This is a genomic window from Fodinicurvata sediminis DSM 21159 (assembly GCF_000420625.1).
Lineage (GTDB): Bacteria > Pseudomonadota > Alphaproteobacteria > Kiloniellales > DSM-21159 > Fodinicurvata > Fodinicurvata sediminis.
This window is the reverse complement of record NZ_ATVH01000017.1, coordinates 214,630-236,040: the sequence shown is the minus strand read 5'-3', so window position 1 is coordinate 236,040 and position 21,411 is coordinate 214,630. Positions and strand designations below refer to the sequence as shown.

17 protein-coding genes and 1 pseudogene are annotated in these 21,411 nt (G+C 62.3%); 11 read left to right on the top strand and 7 right to left on the bottom strand.

Annotation, left to right across the window (positions count from 1 at the left end; all coding sequences use genetic code 11):
• Positions 1-6: 6 nt before the first annotated feature.
• From plsY to rpmG, 6 genes are all read left to right on the top strand, one after another.
• A complete protein-coding gene (plsY, locus tag G502_RS0115085; RefSeq protein ID WP_022729515.1) occupies positions 7-633 on the top strand; it encodes a glycerol-3-phosphate 1-O-acyltransferase PlsY in 627 nt (208 codons plus the stop codon).
• A gap of 52 nt (positions 634-685) precedes the next feature.
• On the top strand, positions 686-1,822 hold the full coding sequence (gene dprA, locus G502_RS0115080; RefSeq protein ID WP_026989544.1) for a DNA-processing protein DprA: 1,137 nt from the start codon (positions 686-688) through the stop codon (positions 1,820-1,822).
• Positions 1,823-2,021: 199 nt separating this feature from the next.
• Positions 2,022-4,622, top strand: coding sequence for a type I DNA topoisomerase (topA, locus tag G502_RS20585; RefSeq protein ID WP_022729513.1), 2,601 nt, complete (start codon positions 2,022-2,024; stop codon positions 4,620-4,622).
• A 3-nt stretch (positions 4,623-4,625) separates the two neighbouring features.
• Positions 4,626-6,908, top strand: coding sequence for a ribonuclease R (rnr, locus tag G502_RS0115070; protein WP_022729512.1), 2,283 nt, complete (start codon positions 4,626-4,628; stop codon positions 6,906-6,908).
• A gap of 61 nt (positions 6,909-6,969) precedes the next feature.
• Complete coding sequence (locus G502_RS20580; protein ID WP_022729511.1) at positions 6,970-8,607, top strand: S41 family peptidase; 1,638 nt, start codon at positions 6,970-6,972, stop codon at positions 8,605-8,607.
• Between the two features lie 113 nt (positions 8,608-8,720).
• Positions 8,721-8,888 carry a 50S ribosomal protein L33 gene (gene rpmG, locus G502_RS0115060; protein WP_022729510.1) on the top strand — a complete coding sequence of 56 codons (168 nt, stop codon included), beginning with the start codon at positions 8,721-8,723 and terminating at the stop codon, positions 8,886-8,888.
• A 264-nt stretch (positions 8,889-9,152) separates the two neighbouring features.
• Here rpmG and G502_RS0115050 read toward each other — a convergent pair whose 3' ends face one another.
• From G502_RS0115050 to G502_RS0115040, 3 genes are all read right to left on the bottom strand, one after another.
• Positions 9,153-10,235, bottom strand: coding sequence for a patatin-like phospholipase family protein (locus G502_RS0115050; protein ID WP_022729508.1), 1,083 nt, complete (start codon positions 10,233-10,235; stop codon positions 9,153-9,155).
• A 198-nt stretch (positions 10,236-10,433) separates the two neighbouring features.
• A complete protein-coding gene (locus G502_RS0115045) occupies positions 10,434-11,819 on the bottom strand; it encodes a PleD family two-component system response regulator (protein WP_022729507.1) in 1,386 nt (461 codons plus the stop codon).
• A gap of 31 nt (positions 11,820-11,850) precedes the next feature.
• Positions 11,851-12,249, bottom strand: a complete 399-nt coding sequence (locus G502_RS0115040) for a response regulator (RefSeq protein WP_022729506.1) — start codon at positions 12,247-12,249, stop codon at positions 11,851-11,853.
• A gap of 245 nt (positions 12,250-12,494) precedes the next feature.
• Here G502_RS0115040 and G502_RS20575 point away from each other — a divergent pair, with 245 nt between their 5' ends.
• Complete coding sequence (locus G502_RS20575; RefSeq protein ID WP_022729505.1) at positions 12,495-13,772, top strand: DNA polymerase IV; 1,278 nt, start codon at positions 12,495-12,497, stop codon at positions 13,770-13,772.
• Positions 13,773-13,790: 18 nt separating this feature from the next.
• Here G502_RS20575 and G502_RS0115030 read toward each other — a convergent pair whose 3' ends face one another.
• Positions 13,791-14,642 carry an EipB family protein gene (locus G502_RS0115030; protein ID WP_022729504.1) on the bottom strand — a complete coding sequence of 284 codons (852 nt, stop codon included), beginning with the start codon at positions 14,640-14,642 and terminating at the stop codon, positions 13,791-13,793.
• A gap of 289 nt (positions 14,643-14,931) precedes the next feature.
• On the opposite strand from G502_RS0115030, the gene G502_RS20570 reads away from it, so the two are divergent.
• The 4 genes from G502_RS20570 (at position 14,932) to G502_RS20565 (ending at position 19,361) form a co-directional block, all read left to right on the top strand.
• Positions 14,932-15,645, top strand: a complete 714-nt coding sequence (locus tag G502_RS20570; RefSeq protein WP_162140991.1) for a GGDEF domain-containing protein — start codon at positions 14,932-14,934, stop codon at positions 15,643-15,645.
• A 96-nt stretch (positions 15,646-15,741) separates the two neighbouring features.
• Positions 15,742-16,803 carry a dienelactone hydrolase family protein gene (locus tag G502_RS0115020; protein WP_245560775.1) on the top strand — a complete coding sequence of 354 codons (1,062 nt, stop codon included), beginning with the start codon at positions 15,742-15,744 and terminating at the stop codon, positions 16,801-16,803.
• A 120-nt stretch (positions 16,804-16,923) separates the two neighbouring features.
• Positions 16,924-18,306 (top strand): YcjX family protein, encoded by a 1,383-nt coding sequence (locus G502_RS0115015; RefSeq protein ID WP_022729501.1) that lies wholly within the window; start codon positions 16,924-16,926, stop codon positions 18,304-18,306.
• Positions 18,303-19,361 carry a TIGR01620 family protein gene (locus tag G502_RS20565; protein ID WP_022729500.1) on the top strand — a complete coding sequence of 353 codons (1,059 nt, stop codon included), beginning with the start codon at positions 18,303-18,305 and terminating at the stop codon, positions 19,359-19,361. Before G502_RS0115015 ends, G502_RS20565 begins: the two co-directional genes overlap by 4 nt.
• Here the strand turns inward: G502_RS20565 and thiL are convergent.
• The 3 genes and pseudogenes from thiL to G502_RS0114995 all read right to left on the bottom strand — a co-directional run.
• Positions 19,352-20,338, bottom strand: a complete 987-nt coding sequence (thiL, locus tag G502_RS0115005) for a thiamine-phosphate kinase (RefSeq protein WP_022729499.1) — start codon at positions 20,336-20,338, stop codon at positions 19,352-19,354. The two genes, G502_RS20565 and thiL, sit on opposite strands and share 10 nt — an antisense overlap.
• Positions 20,339-20,369: 31 nt before the next feature.
• Positions 20,370-20,879 (bottom strand): transcription antitermination factor NusB, encoded by a 510-nt coding sequence (gene nusB, locus G502_RS0115000; protein ID WP_162140990.1) that lies wholly within the window; start codon positions 20,877-20,879, stop codon positions 20,370-20,372.
• Between the two features lie 32 nt (positions 20,880-20,911).
• Positions 20,912-21,382 (bottom strand): annotated as a pseudogene (locus G502_RS0114995) (6,7-dimethyl-8-ribityllumazine synthase); the annotation flags it as partial.
• Positions 21,383-21,411: the final 29 nt, after the last annotated feature.

The following is a 21,411-nucleotide window of genomic DNA, read 5'->3' as shown; positions in this document are numbered from 1 at the left end:
GGACGGATGCCAGATCCCATCTCCTGGGCTTATGCCTGGCCCTATCTGCTGACAGCCCTGGCCTGTGGTTACCTGCTGGGCTCGCTTCCTTTCGGTCTGCTCCTCACCCGGATCGCAGGCTTGGGCGACATCCGCAAGATCGGTTCCGGTAACATTGGCGCCACCAACGTTTTGCGCACGGGCCGCAAGGATCTGGCCGCCCTGACTCTTCTGTTCGATCTGGGCAAAGGCGGCGCGGCCGTCCTGATTGGCTATAACTGGGGGCCTGACATCGCCCTGACCGCCGGTTTCGGCGCCGTTCTCGGGCATCTCTTCCCGGTCTGGCTGGCATTCAAGGGAGGGAAGGGCGTGGCCACCACCCTGGGAACCTTGCTGGCCGTGGCCTGGCCCGTGGGATTGGCGGCCTGCGCAAGCTGGCTTCTGGTCGCCGGCCTGCTGCGCTATTCCTCACTGGCTGCCTTACTGTCACTGGCGCTGACACCGCTGTTTGCCTGGTGGCTGACGGCCGATCTGCAATTGGTGGAGTTCTGCGGCCTTCTGGCCATCCTCGTATGGCTGCGACACCTGTCGAACATCAAGCGCCTCATCAAGGGCGAGGAATCGCGCATTTCCTTCAGGCGCAAGAAAGACTGAAAGTTACAACCCAGGATATTGACCATGCGCCAGGAACACGCGAAAGTCAGGAATGACGATAGAAAGCCCTGCCGCGTTAAGCCCTGCCGCACCTTCACCTGAGGATCAACGCGACTGGTTGCGCCTAGCCCGCAGTGAAAGGATCGGCCCGGCAACCTTTCGCGAACTGCTGGCGCGATTCGGCACGGCGACGAAGGCATTGGAAGCCGTGCCGGAATTGTCACGGCGTGGTGGACGCAAGAGCGGCATCCGACTGTGCAGTCCCGAAAGTGCGGAACACGAACTGGAACAGCTGGAGCGGTTGGGCGCCCGCCTTCTCAGGCTTTGCGACCCCGATTACCCGGATATCCTGAAGGCCACCGACACGGCACCTCCTGTACTGACCAGCAAAGGCAACATTGAACTGTTGCAGGCAGCTTCGATAGCCATCGTTGGGGCACGCAATGCCTCGCTCAATGCCCGAAAACTGGCCCGGCGCCTGGCCGAAGAGCTAGGCGCTGCCGGCCTGGTCATCACTTCCGGCCTGGCCCGCGGCATCGACGCCGCCGCCCATGAAGGTGCGCTCGACAGCGGCACCATCGCCGTCCTGGCGGGCGGTATCGACTCTGTCTTCCCGCCCGAAAACCGGCAGCTACAGGAACAAATTGCCGCCCAAGGCCTGCTGCTGGCGGAATCCGCACCCGGCACACAGCCGAAAGCCGGGCATTTTCCACGCCGCAACCGGATTGTCGCGGGCCTTTCCCAGGGTGTCCTGGTTGTGGAAGCCGCCCTGCGCTCCGGCTCCCTGATTACGGCGCGCCTGGCCCTGGAAGAAGGGCGCGAGGTCTTCGCCATTCCCGGCTCGCCCCTTGATCCGAGGGCAAAGGGCACGAATGACCTGATCCGCCAGGGCGCCATACTGACCGAAAGCGCCCAGGATGTTCTGGACGGCCTGGGCCAGGGTCCAGGACTGTCAGAGCCGGCCAGCGACGAGACCTTCCAGTCCGCCCCCCTGTCAGAAAGCGAAGCGGAACTGGACGAGGCAAGGCAACTGCTGGAAGAGCTGCTCTCCCCGGTCCCGATCCACCAGGACGAACTGATGCGCGAAAGCGGCCTGCCCTCGGGAACGGTCAGTCTGGTCCTGTTGGAACTTGAACTGGCCGGCCGTTTGGAGCGCCATCCCGGCCGCAAGATCGCGCTGATCGTTTAGCGCCTTCCCTGAAATGGCGGGCACCTCTGCAGAGCAATCTAGGCAACGTCATTTTCAGGCCCTCAGCCCGGCAAGGTTGACGAATTCGCAGGCGGATGCCAATTCTCTCCGCGTACTTCACATCCGCCGCTTCCGCTGGCCGGCCTAATGCCGCCCCGCGAGAGAAGCGCGGCAAGCCTACAGGAAGCCCTGTTTCTCCATGCATGTCGTCGTCGTCGAATCGCCCGCCAAGGCCAAGACCATCAACAAGTACCTGGGTAGCGACTTCCAGGTCCTGGCCAGTTACGGCCATGTCCGGGACCTGCCTTCCAAGGACGGGTCCGTAGCCCCTGACAACGATTTCTCCATGTCATGGCAGGTCGACGAGCGCGGCGAGAAACGGCTGAAGGAAATTGCCCAGGCCGTAAAGAATGCCGACCAACTCTATCTCGCCACGGACCCGGATCGTGAGGGCGAGGCCATTTCCTGGCACATCGTGGAGGAACTGGACCGCCGTAAGGTGCTGAACGGCATCCCGGTCAAGCGCGTGGTTTTCAGCGAAATCACCAAGTCTGCCGTCACCGAGGCCTTCAAGAACCCGCGTGAGTTGAACCAGGAGTTGATCGACGCCTACCTTGCCAGGCGCGCGCTGGATTACCTGGTGGGTTTCAACCTTTCGCCGGTCCTCTGGCGCAAGCTGCCCGGCAGCAAGTCGGCCGGCCGTGTCCAGTCGGTCGCTCTGCGCCTGATCTGCGAGCGGGAGTCCGAGATCGAGGCCTTCCGCCCCCAGGAATACTGGAGCATTACAGCGCTCATGGAAGCTGTGGGCCAGGGCCAGTTCAAGGCCCGCCTGACCCAATTGGATGGCGAGAAGATCGAGCGCCTTTCCCTTGGAAACGAGGGCGCCGCCAGGAAGGCCGAGGCTGCCATCCGCGAAGCCGGCAGCTACCGGGTTTCCAAGGTCGAGCGCAAACAGGTCAAGCGCAACCCGCAGCCCCCCTTCACCACCTCGACTCTGCAGCAGGAAGCCTCGCGCAAGCTGGGCTTCGGTGCCACCCGGACCATGCGCACGGCTCAGCGACTCTATGAAGGTATCGAAGTCGGCGGCGAGAACGTCGGGCTGATCACCTACATGCGGACCGACGGTGTCGCCATGTCCGGGGAAGCCATCTCCGGTGCGCGCGAGAACATCGCCGCACGCTATGGCGACAACTACCTGCCTTCTTCGCCCCGCATCTACAAGACCAAGGCCAAGAACGCACAGGAAGCGCACGAACCGATCCGCCCAACGGACTTCCGCCGCCTGCCCGAGGATCTGCGCGGGCGTCTGGGCGAGGACGAGGCCCGGCTCTATGACCTGATCTATGTCCGCGCGCTTGCCAGTCAGATGGCCAGCGCCGACGTGGAGCAGGTCTCCGTGGACATCGAGGCCGGCAAACGCGCCGTCCTTCGTTCCACCGGTTCCATCATCAAGTTCGACGGCTTCCTTAAACTTTATCAGGAGGGGCGCGACGAACCGCAGGACGAGGACGAGCAGGAGACACGCCTTCCCAAGCTGGAAGAAGGCCAGGACCTGCACCTGAAGGACGTGGATCCCGCCCAGCACTTCACCCAGCCGCCGCCGCGCTACAGCGAGGCCAGCCTGGTCAAGAAGCTGGAGGAACTGGGCATCGGCCGACCGTCCACCTATGCCTCGATCCTGCAGGTCCTGCAGGACCGCGACTATGTCCGTTTGGAAAAGCGCCGCTTCATCCCCGAAGACCGGGGCCGCATGGTGGCCGCTTTCCTCAGCAGTTTTTTCGAGCGCTATGTGGAATACGATTTCACGGCACGCCTCGAGGAGGAACTGGACGAGATATCCGACGGCCGCATCGACTGGAAAGAGGTACTACGGCGCTTCTGGGAAGCCTTCCACCAGACCATCGAGGAAACCAAGGGCCTGCGGATCTCGGATGTGATCGATGCTCTGGATGCGGATCTCGGCCCACATTTCTTCCCCCTCGATCCGGACAACCCGGACAAGGATCCGCGCCTCTGCCCCTCCTGCGGTACCGGCCGGCTGGGCCTGCGCATCGGCAAGACCGGCGGCTTCATCGGCTGTTCCAACTACCCCGACTGCCGCTTCACGCGCACCTTGGCCGCCGCGGCCAACCGAGACGGCGAAGAGCGTGCGGACCTGGCCAGCCAGCCCCGCGTGCTGGGAGAGGATCCGGAAAGCGGCCAGCAGGTCACCCTGCGCAAAGGCCCCTATGGTCTCTATGTCCAACTCGGCGAGGCCGTCGAGAAGGGTGAAAAACCCAAGCGGACCTCCCTGCCAAAGGGGCTCGATCCCGATGCCGTGGACCTGGGACGTGCGCTGGCCCTCCTGTCCCTGCCCCGCAGCTTGGGTATGCACGAGGGCGAAGAGGTCACGGCCGGCATCGGCCGCTATGGTCCCTATGTCCGCAAGGGCCGCACCTACAAGTCGATTCCGGCCGACGAGGATGTCCTGACCATTGGCCTGAACCGGGCCGTGGACCTGCTTTCGAAGGCCGCAGCCAAGGCAGCCCCGCTGCGGACCCTGGGGCCGCACCCCGACGATGGCGAGCCGGTGACTCTTCACAGTGGACGCTACGGTCCCTATGTGAAGCACAGCAAGCTCAATGCATCCCTGCCGAAGAATGCCGACCCCGACGCCTTGACCCTTGAGGAAAGCCTGGAACTGCTACGCAAGCAGGCTGAGAAGAAGGGAACGAAAGGCGGGCGGTCGACAAAGGCAAGCGGTGGAAAGAAGACGTCCTCCAGCAAGTCGGCAGCGAAGAAGAAAGCCGACCAGGCGTAATACGTGGCCAAGAAACAGACACACTTCCCCACCCGCGAAGAGGTCCTGGACTTCATTCGCAGCAGCGAAACGCCCGTTCCACGGCGCGAGTTGGCGCGCGCCTTCAATATCAAGGGCGAAGACCGCAGGCGCCTGCGTGAGCTGCTGAACGACCTGAAGGAGGAAGGCGCTCTCGATTCTCCGGAAAGTCGCAAGGTGGCAGCTCCGGGCGCCCTGCCCTCGGTCACGGTGATCGAGGTCTCGGATACCGACGAGGATGGCGAACTCCTGGCCCGTCCCGTGCGGTGGGACAGCGATACGCCTCCGCCGCGCATCTACATTGCGCCGGGCAAGGCCACCCAACGCGGCCATGCCATTGGCGAACGCCTGTTGGCCCGCCTGGACCGCGGTCCGGATGGCGATTATGAAGCGCGCGTGATCCGCCGTCTTCACGAAGGCCCGCGCGAAGTCCTCGGAATCTACGAGACCGGAACCAGGGGGGGACGCCTGCGTCCAACCGACAAGCGCATCAAGAACGATTTCCGCATAGCGAAGGCCGACAGCAAGGGCGCTGAATCCGGTGAACTGGTTCTGGCCAGCATACGGGCCCACCACGCCCGGGCCGGACGCTCGAAGGAAGCTGTCGTGACCGAGCGACTCGGCAGTCTCGACAACCCCAAGGCGCTCAGCCTGATCGCCATCCATGAGCACGGCATTCCCACGGAGTTCTCCAGCGACGCCCTGGAGGAAGCCGAACAGGCGGGGCCTGTGGTCGCGGACAAGCGCACCGACCTGCGCGATATCCCGCTCATAACCATCGACGGCAGTGACGCGAAGGATTTCGATGATGCCGTCTTCGCCCAGGCCGAAGGCAACCCCCAAGCGCCGGATGGCTGGCGCATCATCGTCGCCATCGCCGATGTCGCTCACTATGTGCGCCCGGACAGTGCGCTTGATCGGACGGCGCGCGAGCGCGGAAACTCGGCCTACTTTCCGGACCGTGTCGTGCCCATGCTTCCCGAAGCGCTCTCCAACGGCTGGTGTTCACTGCGCCCCCATGAGGAACGCGGTTGCCTGGCCGTGGAAATGCGCATCGACACCGAGGGGCGCCTGCAGAAGCATCGATTTGTGCGCGGTATCATGCGTTCAGCGGCACGCTTGACCTACGAGCAGGTAGAAGCGGCCTACAGTGGTGAACCCGATGAGACCACGGGACCGCTGGTCGATGATGTGATCCGCCCGCTCTATGGCGCCTACAATAGCCTTCTGAAGGATCGGGCCCGCCGTGGCACCTTGGACCTGGACATGCCCGAGCGCCAGATCGTCATGGACGACAAGGGACATGTCGAAGCGATCCTGCCGCGCCAGCGCCTGGAAAGCCACAAGCTGATCGAGGAGTTCATGATCGCTGCCAACGTGGCGGCGGCTCAGGAACTCGAGAAACGCAACCAGCCCTGCATGTACCGTGTCCATGACGAACCGGACAAGGCCAAGGTGGAGGATCTTTCCGAAGTCCTCTCGACCATGGACCTCAAGCTGGCGCCAGGCCAGGTCCTGGAGCCAAAGATATTCACGCGCATCCTGGACAAGGTCTCCGGCACGCCGGAAAGCGCACTGGTCAGCGAATTGATCCTGCGGGCCCAGTCCCAGGCCATGTACAGTCCGGAGAACATCGGCCACTTTGGCCTGGCCCTGCCGCGGTATGCCCACTTCACCTCGCCCATCCGGCGCTATGCCGACCTGCTGGTGCACCGGGCCCTGATCCGCGGACTGAAACTGGGTGAGGACGGCCTACCCAAGGAAGACGAGGCCCGCTTCTCCGAAATTGCCGAACACATCAGCGGCACCGAACGTCGTGCGGCGGCTGCAGAGCGCGACGCAGCAGACCGTCTGACGGCTTCCTTCCTGAAAGGCCGTGTCGGCGAGGTCTTCGAGGGGCGCATCAGCGGCGTCACGCGTTTCGGTCTCTTCGTGAAACTGCGTGACAGTGGTGCCGATGGCCTGGTGCCGATCTCGTCCCTGCCCAGCGATTATTATTTCCATGACGAAACGCACCACTGCCTGACCGGGCGCCAGCATGGACGCACCTATCGTCAAGGGGACGATGTCCAGGTCCTGCTCAGCGAGGCTGAGCCCCTGACAGGGGGCCTGATCCTGCAAATCCTGGAAGGCGAAGAAAGCAGCAACCGCCTTTCCAGCGCCAAGAAGCCCGCCGGCCGAAAACCAGAAAAACGCCCGGCTGCACGCAAAGCCGGAACAAAGTCCAAGGACCGCAAGCGTGGCAAATCCGCCGCGAAGAAAGCCTGATATCCGCTGCGGCGCACAAAAGACTGGCCCATTCCTTGCTTTCTTGTAAGAGTGAAGCAGAATGTACAATGACGACAGGTCTTTTGTTGCACGGATGGGTATGACGGCAATGCGTTTCGGCTCGACGGGATATGCACGCCTGGCCTCCCTTGTGGTCTTGATGGCCTTTGTTCTTGCGGCCTGTGCCTCAGGACCGGTCACGCAAGGCCAGGAAGGGTATGACCAGGCTGCGGCGCGTTACATGTTTGCCACGGGTTATCAGGACATCAATGCCGTCTACATCCAGGACATTCCCATTGAAACCCTTGCCTTTTCAGGCCTCCAGAAGCTTCAGGGCATGGATGGCGAGATATCGGTCGCCCGCGAACCCGATCATTTCCTGCTGAAGCAGCGCGGCGAGACGGTCGAGCGCTACGGACTGCCGCTGGACAGCCGAATCGATCTGTGGGGCAGGCTGACCGCCCAGGTTGTTGATGACGCCCGCAAGATTTCCCCTGCAATCGCCGAAGCCAACAGCGAGACCCTCTACGAAACGGTCTTCGAGGGTATGATCGAGCCGCTCGATGGTTACTCCCGCTATGCCTCACCGGACGAGGCGCGCGAGAACCGCGCCAACCGGGACGGTTTTGGTGGGATCGGTGTGCGCATCCAGTTGATCGACAAGGGCGTGGAAGTCGTCAATGTCATGGATGGCAGCCCCGCTGAACGCGCCGGGATGGATGACTGGGACGTCATCGTCACCATTGATGGCGTCCCCGCCCCGAAGCTTTCCCAGGAAGAGGTGGTCAAGCGCCTGCGCGGACCGCTTGGCAGCCGCGTCACCCTGGGCATCCACCGCCCGGGGGAGGTCGAAGACACCTGGCGCGAGCTGGATCTTGAAGTGGAGCGCGCGCATATCGTGCCCCAGACCGTGGAGTACGAGCCCCTGGACGACGTCGCCTATTTCCGCATCAGCGGCTTCAATCACGACACCAGCGAAACACTCAGGACGAAACTCAAGCAAGCTGAGCGCGATATGGGCAACCGCCTGCGTGGCTTTATCCTGGACCTGCGCAGCAATCCCGGTGGCTTGCTGGACCAGGCCGTATTCGTCTCGGACCTGTTCGTGGGCAATGGGCGCATTGTATCCACGCACGGCCGCCATCCCGACAGCCATCAGTATTTCGAGGCCAAACGGGATGCCCGTATTCCCGATGTCCCCGTTCTGGTTCTGATCAACGGCAGCTCCGCATCGGCCGCCGAGATTGTCGCCGCGGCCCTGCAGGATACGGAACGGGGAATCGTGGTCGGCAGCAACTCCTATGGCAAGGGAACGGTCCAGACGGTCCTGCGCCTGCCCAACGAGGGCGAGTTGACGCTGACCTGGGCCACCTTCCATGCGCCCGCAGGCTATTCACTTGACCGCCGTGGCGTGCTTCCCAATGTCTGCACCAGCACGGGTTCCAGTGATGGCGAACAGTCCGTCAGCGAGCTTCCGCTCGAAGGCCTGATCTCGAACCCGCACCAGCGCAAGCGTGATATCGACCGCGAGAACGATCTTGAGCTTGCGGAGTTTCGCTCCATCTGCCCCACCAGCGACAGCCTGGACGACACGGATATCGAGATCGCCCTCAAGCTGCTGGAAGACCCAGGCGTACTCTCGCACGCCCGCCGCGGCGCCCCGAACACGGCTCAGCGGATCGTGGACGAAACCAGATAAGGTACAGGCCGCAAGCCGCAAGGACATTGACCACGATCTTTCCTTGACTTGTGCGGCTTGCCCGCTAATGTCCGCCGCCAAAGTCACAGTCTCGACCCCGGAAGGAAATCAAGATGGCGAAGCCCGTCACCCAGTGGATCAAGCTCGTCAGCACCGCAGACACCGGTTACTTCTATGTGAAGAAGAAGAACCCGCGGAACCAGACCGAGAAAATGAGCTTCCGCAAATATGACCCCGTTGCGCGCAAGCACGTGGAGTTCAAGGAATCCAAGATGAAATGAGGCTCTTGCAGCAAGCACAAGCCCAAGCTGCTACAGAGCCCTTCATACGGCCGTGAAGAACCGCCTTTTCCCCGGGAAAAGGCGGTTCAGCTTTTTTGTTCCGGCAAGCTTGGTTTGCCGGAAATATTCCCTTGATCGTGCCTGATCCAGCGAGCCAAGCATGGCGAGGCCCGGCGCCAGGGTCAGCAAGGTGACACCACGACAGGCGAAATAGATGAGTCCGCCAAGCGCGGTCACGAGAACGAGGATGACATAAATCCGCGCCTATTCCGCTGATCCGCTGGTGCGCGACGGCTCAGGCCCTCCTATAGGCCGCAGGGGGTCGTCGAACAGTTCATCGAGGTCAAAGGTGGAGCGCACGCCGAGCCCGTCATAGTTCGCCTCGAGCCATCGCTCCGCCAAAGCCCTGCCACGCTCGCAAAGATAGCTGATGAATTCCCATTCGACATTGAGCTTGCTGGAGGAATCCAGGCCATGCAGTTCCTCATCGGCATGGATGAGATGGATCCGCATGTCGCGGTAACGCTCCGTCTCGAGCCCCTCCGCCTCAATCAGTCTGTGCAGTATTTGGATCGCCCGCAGATCCTTGATGAGGCTGGCATTGAAATTGATCTCATTCAGCCGGTTCAGGATCTCGCGGCCCGTGCGCGGCAGCTCCTCCCGAATCATGGGATTGATCTGGACGATGACCATGTCACGACAGTCGGTCTGGTCGACGAGAGGATGAAGCGCCGGATTGCCGATATAGCCGCCGTCCCAATAGGCCTCGCCATCGATCTCCACCGCTTGGTACACCGACGGCAGGCAGGCCGAGGCCATGATCGTTTCGACCGAGAGATCAGGCTGGGTGAAGACGCGCGCCTGGCCGGTGCGCACGTTGGTGGCGGTGACGAATATCTTCGGCATCGCACAGGCATTGACCTGATCGAAGTCAACAGTGCTGGAAACGAGATCGCGTAACGGGTTGATGTCAAACGGGTTGAGCTCATAGGGCGAGAACAGCCGCGTCAGGTTGTCGAAGAATAGGTAGCCAGGTGACCAACTGAGGTTGAAGTTTCCGGTGAGTCGGCTCCACCAGCTGTTCTGCATGGGCGAAAATCGCGCCGCCTCACTCACCGCCTGCCAGAAGGCAGAGAGCGCCTCGCGCGCGCCGTCCCGGCCGCCCTGATGAAATCCTTGGGCTAACACCACAGCATTCATTGCGCCGGCACTGGTACCGCTGATGCCCGAGACCTCCAGCCGCTCGTCTTCCAGGATGCGGTCGAGTATTCCCCAGGTCAGCGCCCCATGGGACCCTCCGCCCTGAAGCGCCAGATCGATCTTCTTTCTGGGCTGTTGCTGGACCATACCGAAACCTTTGCCCAATCTTGACAGACAGACGAGAGAATTTTCCCGAATGGCACTCCCTGTAGTGTGGCCGCCGGGTCAACACATCCTCGCCTGAGACTTCTTCGGCGAAGCACCTGCCTAACACTCATGGGGAGTTGGTTCACGGCAAACTATGACGAGCAGCCGGGATCAATCGTCAACTGCGTGAAGCACGACCTAACCGGCCACAGCCTCCGACATCACCACCCGGTCACGACCACCGCGCTTGGCTTCATAAAGCGCATGGTCTGCCTCTTCCAAAAGCTTGGAACACTGGGTGTTGGGATTGGTGGTCACCGATACTCCGATCGAGACCGAAACCGTCAGCGCCCCAATCTCTTCATTGATATCAACAGCAAGATTGCCAATCTGATCCCTCAGGCGCTCGGCAATGTTCATCGCCTGATCTGCCGTTGTGTTCGGCATGATCAGGACAAACTCCTCTCCCCCATAGCGGGCGAGCAGGTCAAAATCGCGAACATTGTCCGATACGCGCTGGCAAACCTCGCGCAGTATCTTGTCCCCCACAGCATGGCCGTGGGTGTCGTTGACCTCCTTGAAATGATCTATGTCGAAGATCAGCAGGGCCAACGGCTTTCCGGTTTCTCGGATCTCGGGCAGCTTGCGCTCGAGATAGCTGTTCATATAGAGCCTGTTGTAGGTTCCGGTCAGGGAGTCCGTATAGGCCATGGACATGCCCTGATCCAGCATGCTGCGCAGGCTTTTGTGATAGATCCTGCGCCGGACCTGGGTGCGCACACGCGCCAGCAGTTCATTGTTGTCGATCGGCTTGAACAGGTAATCGGTGACCCCGAGTTCCAGCCCCTTGGCCAGGCGCGGCAGATCCATATCGTCCAGCACAAGAAGGATGGGGATGTGCCGCGTTTCCTCATGGCTGCGCAGTTGGCTGCAGAAACGCAGTCCGTCCTCGCCCGCCACTTCTATACCAACGACAATCAGGTCGAAGTAGGGTTCCACGAAACTCTTCTGCTGGGCATCCTGCAGGCTCTGGCTGAGCGTCACCTCGTAACCGGCCGCACGCAGCTTGTCGCTGACCCGCTGGCCATGCTGCTTCTGTCCATCCACCAGCAGGATACTGGCTCCCTCCAGGTCCTCCTTGGCCCCCATCTGGATACGGTCATCCACACTGACCCCGGCGGCCGCCTGGCGCGCGCGCAATTCATCCATGAGAGTCTTCAGCCGCACCAGGGAGCGCACACGGGCAAAAAGCGCGACGTCGTTGACCGGTTTGGACAGGAAGTCATCGGCTCCGGCTTCAAGGCCCCGTACGCGGTCCGACACATCCGTCAGCGCGGTGATCATCACCACGGGGATATGGCCCAGGGCAGGGTTCTCGCGCAGGCGCCTGCAGACCTCGAACCCGTCCATGCCGGGCATCATGACATCCAGGAGGATAACGTCCGGTATCTCGCGCTCGGCAACCTCCAGGGCGCTGGGGCCGTCGTTGGCTGTCAGTACGTCGAAGTACTCGGCCGTCAGTTTGGCTTCCAGAAGCCGGACATTGACCGGCGTATCATCCACAACGAGGATTCGTGCACTCATCTGACCCGCGGATCCACTTTCAGGTTCGCTATCAACTCAGAAACCGCTTGATGGTATCCAGGAAGTCCGTCACCGAGATCGGCTTGGCGATATAGGCCTCGCAGCCGCCCTCACGGATCTTTTCCTCGTCACCTTTCATGGCGAAAGCGGTGACCGCAATCACGGGAATGGCGCTCAACTCGTCGTCCTCCTTGATCCACTTGGTCACCTCGAGGCCCGAGACTTCAGGCAACTGGATATCCATCAGAATCAGATCCGGCTTGTGGTGGCGTGCCATGCGCAACGCTTCCATGCCATCCTTGGTTTGAAGGATGTTGTAGCCATGCGCTTCCAGCAAATCGTGAAACAGCTTCATGTTGAGTTCGTTGTCCTCAACCACGAGCACTGTCTTGGCGTCACTGGCCACCGGGATCGTATCGACGTTGTCCATCCTAACCTCGTTCCTCGTCCTTGCCAAAAGCCGCGCGTCCTGGTCCCCGCTTGCTGCGGCTCCCTTGGAGTCGACCGACGCGACTTTCTCCACCCCCTAAAAGACGCCCCTATTTGGTAACATTCGATTAAGAGCGATCACATCGATATATTAGAGCGCATATGCTTAACGTTATGCTTACGGAATGAAAACAGTTTAACCCCGGGCAAAATCGATTTTGCCCGATTCAGGAGCCATTCACGGTGATGGAACCCGAGCCGGTGCAGGTTCTCTGTCGTGACTGCACAGCGCTGACGACCCCGAAACCCCCTGTCCGCCGCTGCCCTTCCTGTGGCGCGCGCCGTCTCGTGCGCCATCACGAGCTGGACAGCTTGAGTTTTGCGCACCTTGATTGCGATGCCTTCTATGCCAGTGTCGAAAAGCGGGACCGGCCCGAGCTGCGCGACAAGCCGGTCATTGTTGGTGGCGGTCAGCGCGGAGTCGTTTCGGCCGCCTGCTATGTGGCACGCCTTTATGGCGTGCGCAGTGCCATGCCCATGTTCAAGGCCCTTTCCCTCTGCCCGGACGCCGTGGTCCTGAAACCGGACATGAACAAGTATCGCGAGGTGTCCCGAGGCATCCGGGACCGCATGTCGGCCCTGACTCCACAGATCGAACCCTTGTCCCTGGACGAGGCTTTCCTGGATCTGGCCGGCACGAGCCGCCTGCACCATGCCGCACCGGCCCAGAGCCTGGCCCGCCTGGCGAACGAGATCGAGCGCGACCTGGGAGTCTCCGTCTCCATAGGCCTGTCCACCTGCAAGCTTCTGGCAAAGATCGCCTCGGACCTGGACAAGCCTCGCGGCTTCGCTGTCATAGGCGAAGCTGAAGCAGCCGAATTCCTCTCCGGCAAGCCGGTCTCGATCCTCTGGGGCGTGGGCGGCGCCCTTCAGAAGAAGCTGCTCTCGGACGGCATACGCCTCGTCCAGGACCTTCTGCCCTATGAGGAAAGCGAGTTGATGGCGCGTTATGGTGCCATGGGCCGGCGCCTCTACCTCTTTGCCCGTGGCCAGGATCCACGTCCCGTGGAGGCCGATGCCCCGGCCAAGAGCCTGTCATCGGAGACCACCTTCGAGCAGGACATACAGGACCTGGACAGCCTGCGCCGCCATCTCTGGCCGCTTTGCGAAAAGGTCGCCCGCAGGCTCAGGGACAAGGAGGTGGCCGGAAAAACCGTCACACTTAAACTCCGTCTGGCCGACTTTCGTCTACAGACCCGCAGCCGGCAGCTCTTTGCTCCCACGCAGTCAGCCGACACCCTTTACGAGACAGGCGGCAAGCTGCTGGAGGAAAACTGGAAAGCTGGCGGCTATCGCCTGGTCGGAATCGGGGCAGGCGACCTGGTTCGGGGTGACCTGGCAGATCCGCCCGACTTCCTGGACCCGCAACGTACACGGCGCATTGCCGTCGAGAAGGCTGTCGACGGCCTGAACCAAAAGCTGGGCACTACCGCCGTACGCAAGGGCCGCAGTTTCCAATCCTGATCCAGCCGCGTCATGCCATCAGCAACCGGCGTCGGGAAGCACCTCCAGCTTGGCCAGATGACCTTCCAGCGTGAAATCCCCGTAGTCGAAACTTAACTCGTCAGCGATGCCATTTCGGTAGAGCCGCAAGGTCTGCTCGTTGATCGGCAGTACAGCATCGGGCTCCGGTTCGAAATACGCCATCTGCAGGCGCCAGGACGGCTGTTCACGCAAGGGCTCAAACTCACTGAAGGCTTCCTGGGCGGAATAGCTGCCCAACTTGTGGACCGACACGCCGGCATAACCATCCGTTTCGCCGGATCCATCGAAGACAGTGCGCCACAGCGGCAAGGCGTCACGCTTAAGGCGGTCCAGCAATTCAAAACTGTGCCAACTGGGAAGGACCGTATTGTTGGGCAAGGTGACTTCGCGCTGGACCGGCGTGTTGAACTGCGCTTCACCCTTCTGGCCCGGGGCGGTCAGATGCGCTTCTCCTTGGCGTTCATTCGTCTTCTGCCCATTGGCAAAGTGGCGGATCGAGAAGCGGTAATGATTCCCTTTCTTGGATTCCCAGGACGAGATGGCCCAACCGAAATCCACAATCGGCCCTTCGCTGCGTTCCAGAAAGATGCGGGAACTCTGGTTGACCGTCCACCCGGAACAGCCATCGGCCCATTCGAACTGCAGGCGCCCCGTGGCCGCAGCTATATCGGGGCCGCTTTTTTCCCGCTCCAGCGTCAGGTCATAGACAGCGCGGTGTGGCTGAAAGTCGGCGACGGATCTGGGAAAAGGCGTAGCAGCCTCTGCGTTCGACAGCGCTCCGCACAGAAGCAGGACGCTGGCGAAAAGAAACCCCCTTCCCACAAACGCGAATACGACCGAAAACTTCATGGCTGGTCCGTTCGGACTCGTCACTGCCGCTCCCCACTCTGCTCACGGGCACTGCCCTGTGCCACGTCCGTCGAGTCTACCACGCTCACGCCGATGCAACAGGAAAAACAGACCCCGGGCCCGGCAGGATTTTCCCGACTGGCCTGACGCCTCGGCAGTTCCTGCCACGATGGAGTCCGCAAACCTCCTGGCAAGCCTGCCCTCCTGCCCGAACACTCGTGATTCGAATCTTGGCCCGCTTCTTGCTTTCGAACATCCAAACGCCCTCGTAGCAAGAAAGGGAAATCAGATGGTAATGCGTTCACTGGCCGTTTATGACGAACAGGAAGTCGACACCACCCTGCTGAGCCGCATTGGGCAGCGCGGCATCCACGATCCATCTCTCGACACGACCGCTTCGAACCAGGAAGACGAAGAAAGCCTGCTTGAACGCCTGCGTGTTCGCCTGGCCGACCAGAAGCGGCAGATTGCTGCCCAGGCCGAGCGTATCCGGGTTCTGGAAAGCCTGGCGGTCACCGACGAGTTGACAGGCCTGCTCAACCGAAGGGGCTTTCGCGAAAACCTGGACCGTATTCTTGCCGCCGCCACACGGCATGGGGACAGGGGCATCCTGGTGCTCTGCGATCTGGATAACTTCAAGCTGATCAACGACACCCACGGCCATATCGCAGGTGACATCATCCTGCGGCATGTGGGCCATATTCTGGAACAGCACACCCGTCGGAACGACCGCGTCTGTCGTATCGGCGGTGACGAATTTGCGATCATCATGCCCCGCACACCGCCGGTTTTCGCCAGCAGTCTGACCCAGAAACTGGAAAGCCTGGTCAATCGCCAGGAACTGGAGTGGAACGGATCGGCCATCTCTATCCGGGCCAGCTTCGGTCACGAAACCTTTGACGGCACGACGGACGCAACCAGCCTGTTCGCCAGGGCCGACCAGCTGCTCTATGAACGCAAACGCCAACCGTCCGAAAGCTCGCTGGCCCAGTCTCTCGCCTGATCCAGGCGAACTTTTATCGCACCGACGCCATGACACGGCCAAAATCCGGCTTATCTCTGTTCCAGGTAAAGGCGACACCGAGGAATGGAATTCAGGATGATGAGACGCTTTTGGCCAATGCTTCCGGTGCTGCTGGCCGGCCTTCTGCTGCCGGTTGCCGCTTCGGCCATGCACTTCAAGCAGCTGCAGGAGGACTGGCCCGCACGCGAAGCTGTCGGCAACAGCCATGAAGAGGTGAGCGTCACTTCCAGAAGCCCTTTCATGCTGTCGGATGTTGGCAAGGGATCGAACGCGAACCCCGAAACCGAGATCACGGTCGATCTCTATATTCCCAAGGAAGCCTCGGCGGACAATCCCGTGCCGGCCGTGGTCCTGCTTCATGGCGCGGCCGGAGTCATCGGCTCGCGAGAGCGCCTTTACGCCCAGCAGTTTGCCGAGATGGGGATCGCGGCGGCAGTCGTGGATGCCTTCAGCCCCCGACGTGAGATGGCCACAGGCTTCATCGACCGGCTCTTGAACATCACCGAAACCATGATGCTGGCAGATGCCTACGCCACCCTGAAGCATCTTGACGAGCGGTCCGATGTGGACGGCAGCAAGGTGGCCCTGATGGGCTTTTCCTATGGCGGCATGGCCACGGTCTTCGCCGCCTACGAACAGGTTGCGGAGATGCTGGCCACCGAAGGCCAGCGCTTCGCCGCCCATGTCTCTTTCTACGGGCCCTGCATTGCCCGCTTCGACCGCAACGAAGCCACCGGCGCTCCTGTCCTGATGCTGCTGGGCGCCGAGGACGAGATCACTGATCCACAGCGCTGTCGCGAAATCGCCCAGGACCTCGAGGAGGGCGGCTCACCAAGCGAAGTCGTGGTTTACGAGGGTGCCTATCACCAGTGGGATGGCTCCCGCCCCGGCCCGCGGCGCATCGGCCGCAATCTCGCACCCTGCGAATTCCGCGTGGACGAGCAAGGCAATGCCCGAGAAGGTTTCATCGGCCTGGCCATGGACGGCCCCTTCATGCGCAAGGCCATCCTGGGCCTCTGCAGCGACAGTGACGGCTACCTGATGGGACGTGATGATTCCGTACGCGCACAGTCGAATGCCGATGTAGGGGAACTGCTCGGCCGCACCTTCAGCCCGCATGGCGAAGCTCGGAATTGATGCCTCACCCATGGCCAGGCGCTTGAAGTTGCCTGCGGCTTTCTTCAAGCTTGTCTAGACCTCGGCTATCCCATTGCGCCGTTCCATCCCGGACCGCAGGCGACAGGACTGAACACGAACGTGGTGCATGACTGGATCGATACCGTCACGGATGCGGGACGCGGCTTGCTGGAACGGCGCCTGCGCCTGGGCATCACAGGTCTCTCCTCCTCTGGCAAGACGGTCCTGCTGACCGCACTGGTCCAGGCCCTGCTGCACCCCGAACGTCTCCAGGCCTTAGCGGCCGTACAGGAAGGCCGCTATCATGCGGCCGTGCTGCGCCCGCAGCCCAACCAGCACCTGCCGCGCTTTCCCTTCGAGGACAACCTGGCCCAGCTGACACAAAGTACGAAGTGGCCGCCGGGCACACGCCGGCAATCCGAACTGCGCCTGTCCATCCGCTACCGCCCGACGGGCCTCCATGGCCGCCTGAGCGATGGCGTCCTGCACCTGGATCTCTTCGACTATCCCGGGGAGTGGCTGATGGACCTGGCATTGCTGGGCCATGACCATGCCACCTGGTCCAGTGCCGTGCTCGAGGAGATGCAGCAGCCCCAACACGAAGCCGCCGCGCGGGACTTCCGGGAAATTCTGGCCGATCTTGACCCCGACCTCCCCGATGCGGATTCCGAGCAGAAGGCAATGCAGGCAGCCGAGGCCTTCCGGTCCTATCTTCGCCAGCGACAGGAACAGGAATCCCGGGCCCTGCTGTTGCACCCGGGGCGTTTCCTCCTGCCCGGAGAGCTTGAAGGCGCACCGGTCCTGACATTCACGCCCCTGCCACCTGCCAAATACGACACCGCCTGGCGGCGGCGCGCGCGCAGCCAGGATCACAGTCTGCGCGAGCTGATGGAACAGCGCTTTGCCAGCTATCGCGACGGCATCGTGCGCCCCTTTCATCGCCGGCACTTCATGCGCCTGGATCGCCAGCTTGTTCTGGTTGACCTGCTGGCACACCTGTCCCGTGGCAGCGAAGGCCTGAAAGCCCTGGATCACGAGATGCAGAGCCTGCAGGAAGCCCTGCGCATCGGCCGCAGCTGGTTGCCACGCAGGCTGCGCCCCGGTGTCGATCGTGTACTCTTCGCCTGCAGCAAGGTGGACCACATTCCCGGAGACCAGCACGAGATACTGGAAGGCCTGCTTGCCCGCAGCCTGGCGGGCAGCCTGAGGCAGACACGCTTTCGCGGAGCTGAAACGGAGACCATGACGCTGGCCGCCCTGCGTGCGACGCGCGAAGTCACGCAGCCCGAAAGCCCGAACCGGCGCTATGTCGCCGGCATCCCCATCGATGGCCAGCAGGAGGTCGCCCATTACCCGGGCCAGCTTTCGCTTGAGGGCGTTCCCTCGGACGCTTTCGAGGTCCTGACCTTCCAGCCGCCAACCGGTCTGTCCGGCGGTCAGGCCTGGCCTCACATCCGCCTGGATCGCGCCCTGCAATACCTGATCGGGGACCGCCTGATATGAGCGATCCCAGCAGCCCCGAAACACGCCCGCTGAACGAGACCAAAGCATCCGGTTCCATGGCGCCGGAGGCACACCCGGACACACGCGGCCTGACGGGCATGCAGTCCCTGCCGGAAAACGAACGCTTGGCGGAAAGCTTCAGACATCCCCTGGGGCATCGATCCCTGGCCGGACGGCTGCTCCTGGCTGGACTGGGCCTATTGGTCGCCACGGGCTTTGGCATGGCACTCGACGCCCTGGTCTCTGCCATCCTGGGCAGCGAATCCTGGTACCACTGGGCCTTGCTGGTGGGTTGCGGTCTGCTGCTGCTGGGCAGTCTGCTTCTGGGATTGCGCGAACTGGGCGCCCTGCTTCGACTCAAACGCCTGACCCATCTGCAGGCCCGCAGTCACACAGCCCGCCAGGATGCCAGCGAAGCCCGCAGCCTGCTGGACTCCCTGCTACAGCTCTATTGTCATCGCCCGGTCAGCGAGTGGGCCGTCGCCTCCTGGCGCGAACGGGAAGGCGACTTGACGGACGATCGGGAAAAACTGGAGGCCTTCGAACGGGATGTCCTGGGACAGCTGGACCAGCGCGCCACGGCCATCATAACCGCCGCCACCCGGCGCAGCGGCTTCATCAACATGCTGAGTCCCTTCGCCATCTTCGACATGCTGGCAACCGCCATCATCGACCTGCGCATGGTGGCACGCCTGGCCCGGCTCTATGGTGGGCGGCCGGGCGGCTTGGTCAGCTTGCGGCTGCTGCGCATCGCCTTCCTGGACGTGGTGGCCGCAGGAACCCTGGAAGCTGCGGACGAAACGCTCGGCGACCTGGTTGGGGCCGGTGTCACGGCGCGTCTCTCGGGCAAGGCCGGCACCGCCCTGGTGAATGGGCTCTTCACCGCCCGCCTGGGCCTGGCAGCGGTCGAAGCCTGCCGTCCGATGGATTGGCAGACAGGACGCCCCTCGGCCCGGCGCCTGGTGATGCAGGCGCTCTATCCTCGCCGCAGCCGAGACAACGCTGAAGAGTTAGACAGCAGTCTGCCAAACGGCAGAACACGCCCTCAGAAGTGAGTCCAGCCGGCATGGCCCACGGCGATCGCGCGGCCCTGGTTGTCCAGCAATCGCACAGCCTCGCCTTCGCTCATGCGGCCAATGCGGGTCATCGCAATCCCACTGGAGACTGACAGTGCTTCCAACGCTTCGCGCTGGCCCGGATCACTGGTGAAAAGCAGCTGATAATCGTCGCCGCCGCCGACAACATCCTGCAGTCGCTCCGGCACCTGCGCCAGCAGCTGCGCCGCTTCTTGCGAGAGCGGAAGCCGGGACTGCTCGACGTCGGCGCCCAGTCCGGAACCTTCTGCAATGTGACCAAGGTCCGCCAGCAGTCCATCCGAGACATCCAGGCAGGCCGTGACCAGCCCCGGCAACTTCCCACCCAGGGCCACAGGCGGGTCCGGAAGGCGGTAGGCCGTCTCCAGTCTTTCCAACTGCGCGTCGCTCAGCCCGGGCAGCTTCTCGGACGCCTGTCCCAGACGCACGAACAATCCCAGCGCAGCTTGCCCCAGCGTGCCGGTCAGGTAGATATCGTCGCCGTTGCGTGCTGTCGTGCGCTGCAGGGCCTGCCCTCTGGGCACCTCGCCCAGGGCCGTCAGGCTCAGTGTCTGCGGGCCGGGTGTGCGCAGGGTGTCCCCGCCCAACAGGACCACGTCGTATTTCTGCTGGTCCTGCTCCAGGCCCTTGGCAAAAGCCTGCAGCCAGTCTTCATCCTCCTGGCCTGTCATGGCCAGCGACAGCAGGTAGCCGCGCGGACGCGCGCCCATGGCGGCCAGGTCCGAAAGATTGACGCGCAACAGCTTGCGCGCCAGTTGATCCGGCGGATCGTCCGGCAGGTAATGAACACCCGAAACCATACTGTCCAGGGTCGTCACCAGGCTATGACCGCTGGCGATGTCCAGCACCGCAGCATCGTTCTGAAGCCCGAAGGCACCCGGCTCGGCCGCGGCCAGGGGCGCGAAGTAGCGTGCGATCAGTTCGAATTCCGCCACCATGGTCCCGCCCTTTCGTAACCTGCCCGGTGGATCAGTTGGCCTCGAACTCCTCGGTCCTCAGGCTGCGGGCAATCTGGTCCAGCATGCCATTGACCATGGAAGGTTCCTTGTCGTTGAAGAAATCATGGGCCAGATCGACATACTCGTTGATCGCCGCCTTGGCCGGGAAGTCCGTCCTGTGCCCGATCTCGTAGGCGCCTGCCCTCAGAATCAGGCGCAACAGGAATTCCAGCCGTTCCACCTGCCAGCCTTCCGAAATGACGGCCGACAGCATGTCGTCCAGGTCACTGCCCTCGCGATGCACACCGCGCACCAGTTCCGTGAAGAGCTGCTGGTCCACCTCGCCCAGGGAATAGCCCTCGATCTCCTCGTCGGTGCGGTACTTCAGGAACTCGAGGATAACCGCTTCCGGCGATGCCTTGTTCATCTCGATCTGGTAAAGCGCCTGGACCGCCGCCAGGCGCGCGGCACGCCGCTTGCGCACGCTCTTGTACACCTGCGGTTTGCGACTGTCGCCTCCCTCGTTATCTGGCTCGCTCACGTTGCTTGCACTCTTTCCCGGAAATCTGTCACTCATCGTGCTGTCAGGCCAAAACTGCGCGAAATCTCGATCATGCGCAGACAGGCCTGGGCCGCATCGGCCCCTTTGTTCTTGCGTTTCCGCTCGGCCCGCGCCCAGGCCTGGTCCATGGTCTCCACGGTCAGTATGCCATAGCCGAGCGGCACACACAGCCGGGAGCCCAGATCGCGCAGTCCGCGAGCACTTTCCGCGCAGACATAGTCGTAATGGCTCGTCTCGCCCCGGATCACGCAGCCCAGCGCCACATAGCCGTCATAGACGCGTGTGGCATCGCGTCGGCCCGCCTCGACTGCCATGGCAATGGCCGAGGGGATTTCGAAGGCACCCGGAACCGTCATCCGCTCAACCTCGGCGCCAGCAGCCTCCAGGGCTTCCTGCGCGCCGCTATAGAGCTCATCGGCAATATCTTCGTAGAAACGGGCCTCGACGACGAGGACACGCGGGGATTCACTCATGTACGATCCATTTCTTTCCTTGCTTCGCGATCCCTTTT

Excerpts from the sequence above, each read along its gene's own strand:
- G502_RS0115040 (WP_022729506.1), bottom strand. The coding sequence starts at position 12,249 with ATGGACAACGTCGATACGATCCCGGTGGCCAGTGACGCCAAGACAGTG.
- G502_RS0115020 (WP_245560775.1), top strand. The coding sequence starts at position 15,742 with ATGATGAGACGCTTTTGGCCAATGCTTCCGGTGCTGCTGGCCGGCCTT.
- topA (WP_022729513.1), top strand. The coding sequence starts at position 2,022 with ATGCATGTCGTCGTCGTCGAATCGCCCGCCAAGGCCAAGACCATCAAC.
- thiL (WP_022729499.1), bottom strand. The coding sequence starts at position 20,338 with ATGGTGGCGGAATTCGAACTGATCGCACGCTACTTCGCGCCCCTGGCC.
- G502_RS20565 (WP_022729500.1), top strand. The coding sequence starts at position 18,303 with ATGAGCGATCCCAGCAGCCCCGAAACACGCCCGCTGAACGAGACCAAA.
- G502_RS0115030 (WP_022729504.1), bottom strand. The coding sequence starts at position 14,642 with ATGAAGTTTTCGGTCGTATTCGCGTTTGTGGGAAGGGGGTTTCTTTTC.
- rpmG (WP_022729510.1), top strand. The coding sequence starts at position 8,721 with ATGGCGAAGCCCGTCACCCAGTGGATCAAGCTCGTCAGCACCGCAGAC.
- G502_RS20570 (WP_162140991.1), top strand. The coding sequence starts at position 14,932 with ATGGTAATGCGTTCACTGGCCGTTTATGACGAACAGGAAGTCGACACC.
- G502_RS0115045 (WP_022729507.1), bottom strand. The coding sequence starts at position 11,819 with ATGAGTGCACGAATCCTCGTTGTGGATGATACGCCGGTCAATGTCCGG.
- plsY (WP_022729515.1), top strand. The coding sequence starts at position 7 with ATGCCAGATCCCATCTCCTGGGCTTATGCCTGGCCCTATCTGCTGACA.
- G502_RS20575 (WP_022729505.1), top strand. The coding sequence starts at position 12,495 with ATGGAACCCGAGCCGGTGCAGGTTCTCTGTCGTGACTGCACAGCGCTG.
- G502_RS0115050 (WP_022729508.1), bottom strand. The coding sequence starts at position 10,235 with ATGGTCCAGCAACAGCCCAGAAAGAAGATCGATCTGGCGCTTCAGGGC.
- dprA (WP_026989544.1), top strand. The coding sequence starts at position 686 with ATGACGATAGAAAGCCCTGCCGCGTTAAGCCCTGCCGCACCTTCACCT.
- G502_RS20580 (WP_022729511.1), top strand. The coding sequence starts at position 6,970 with ATGTACAATGACGACAGGTCTTTTGTTGCACGGATGGGTATGACGGCA.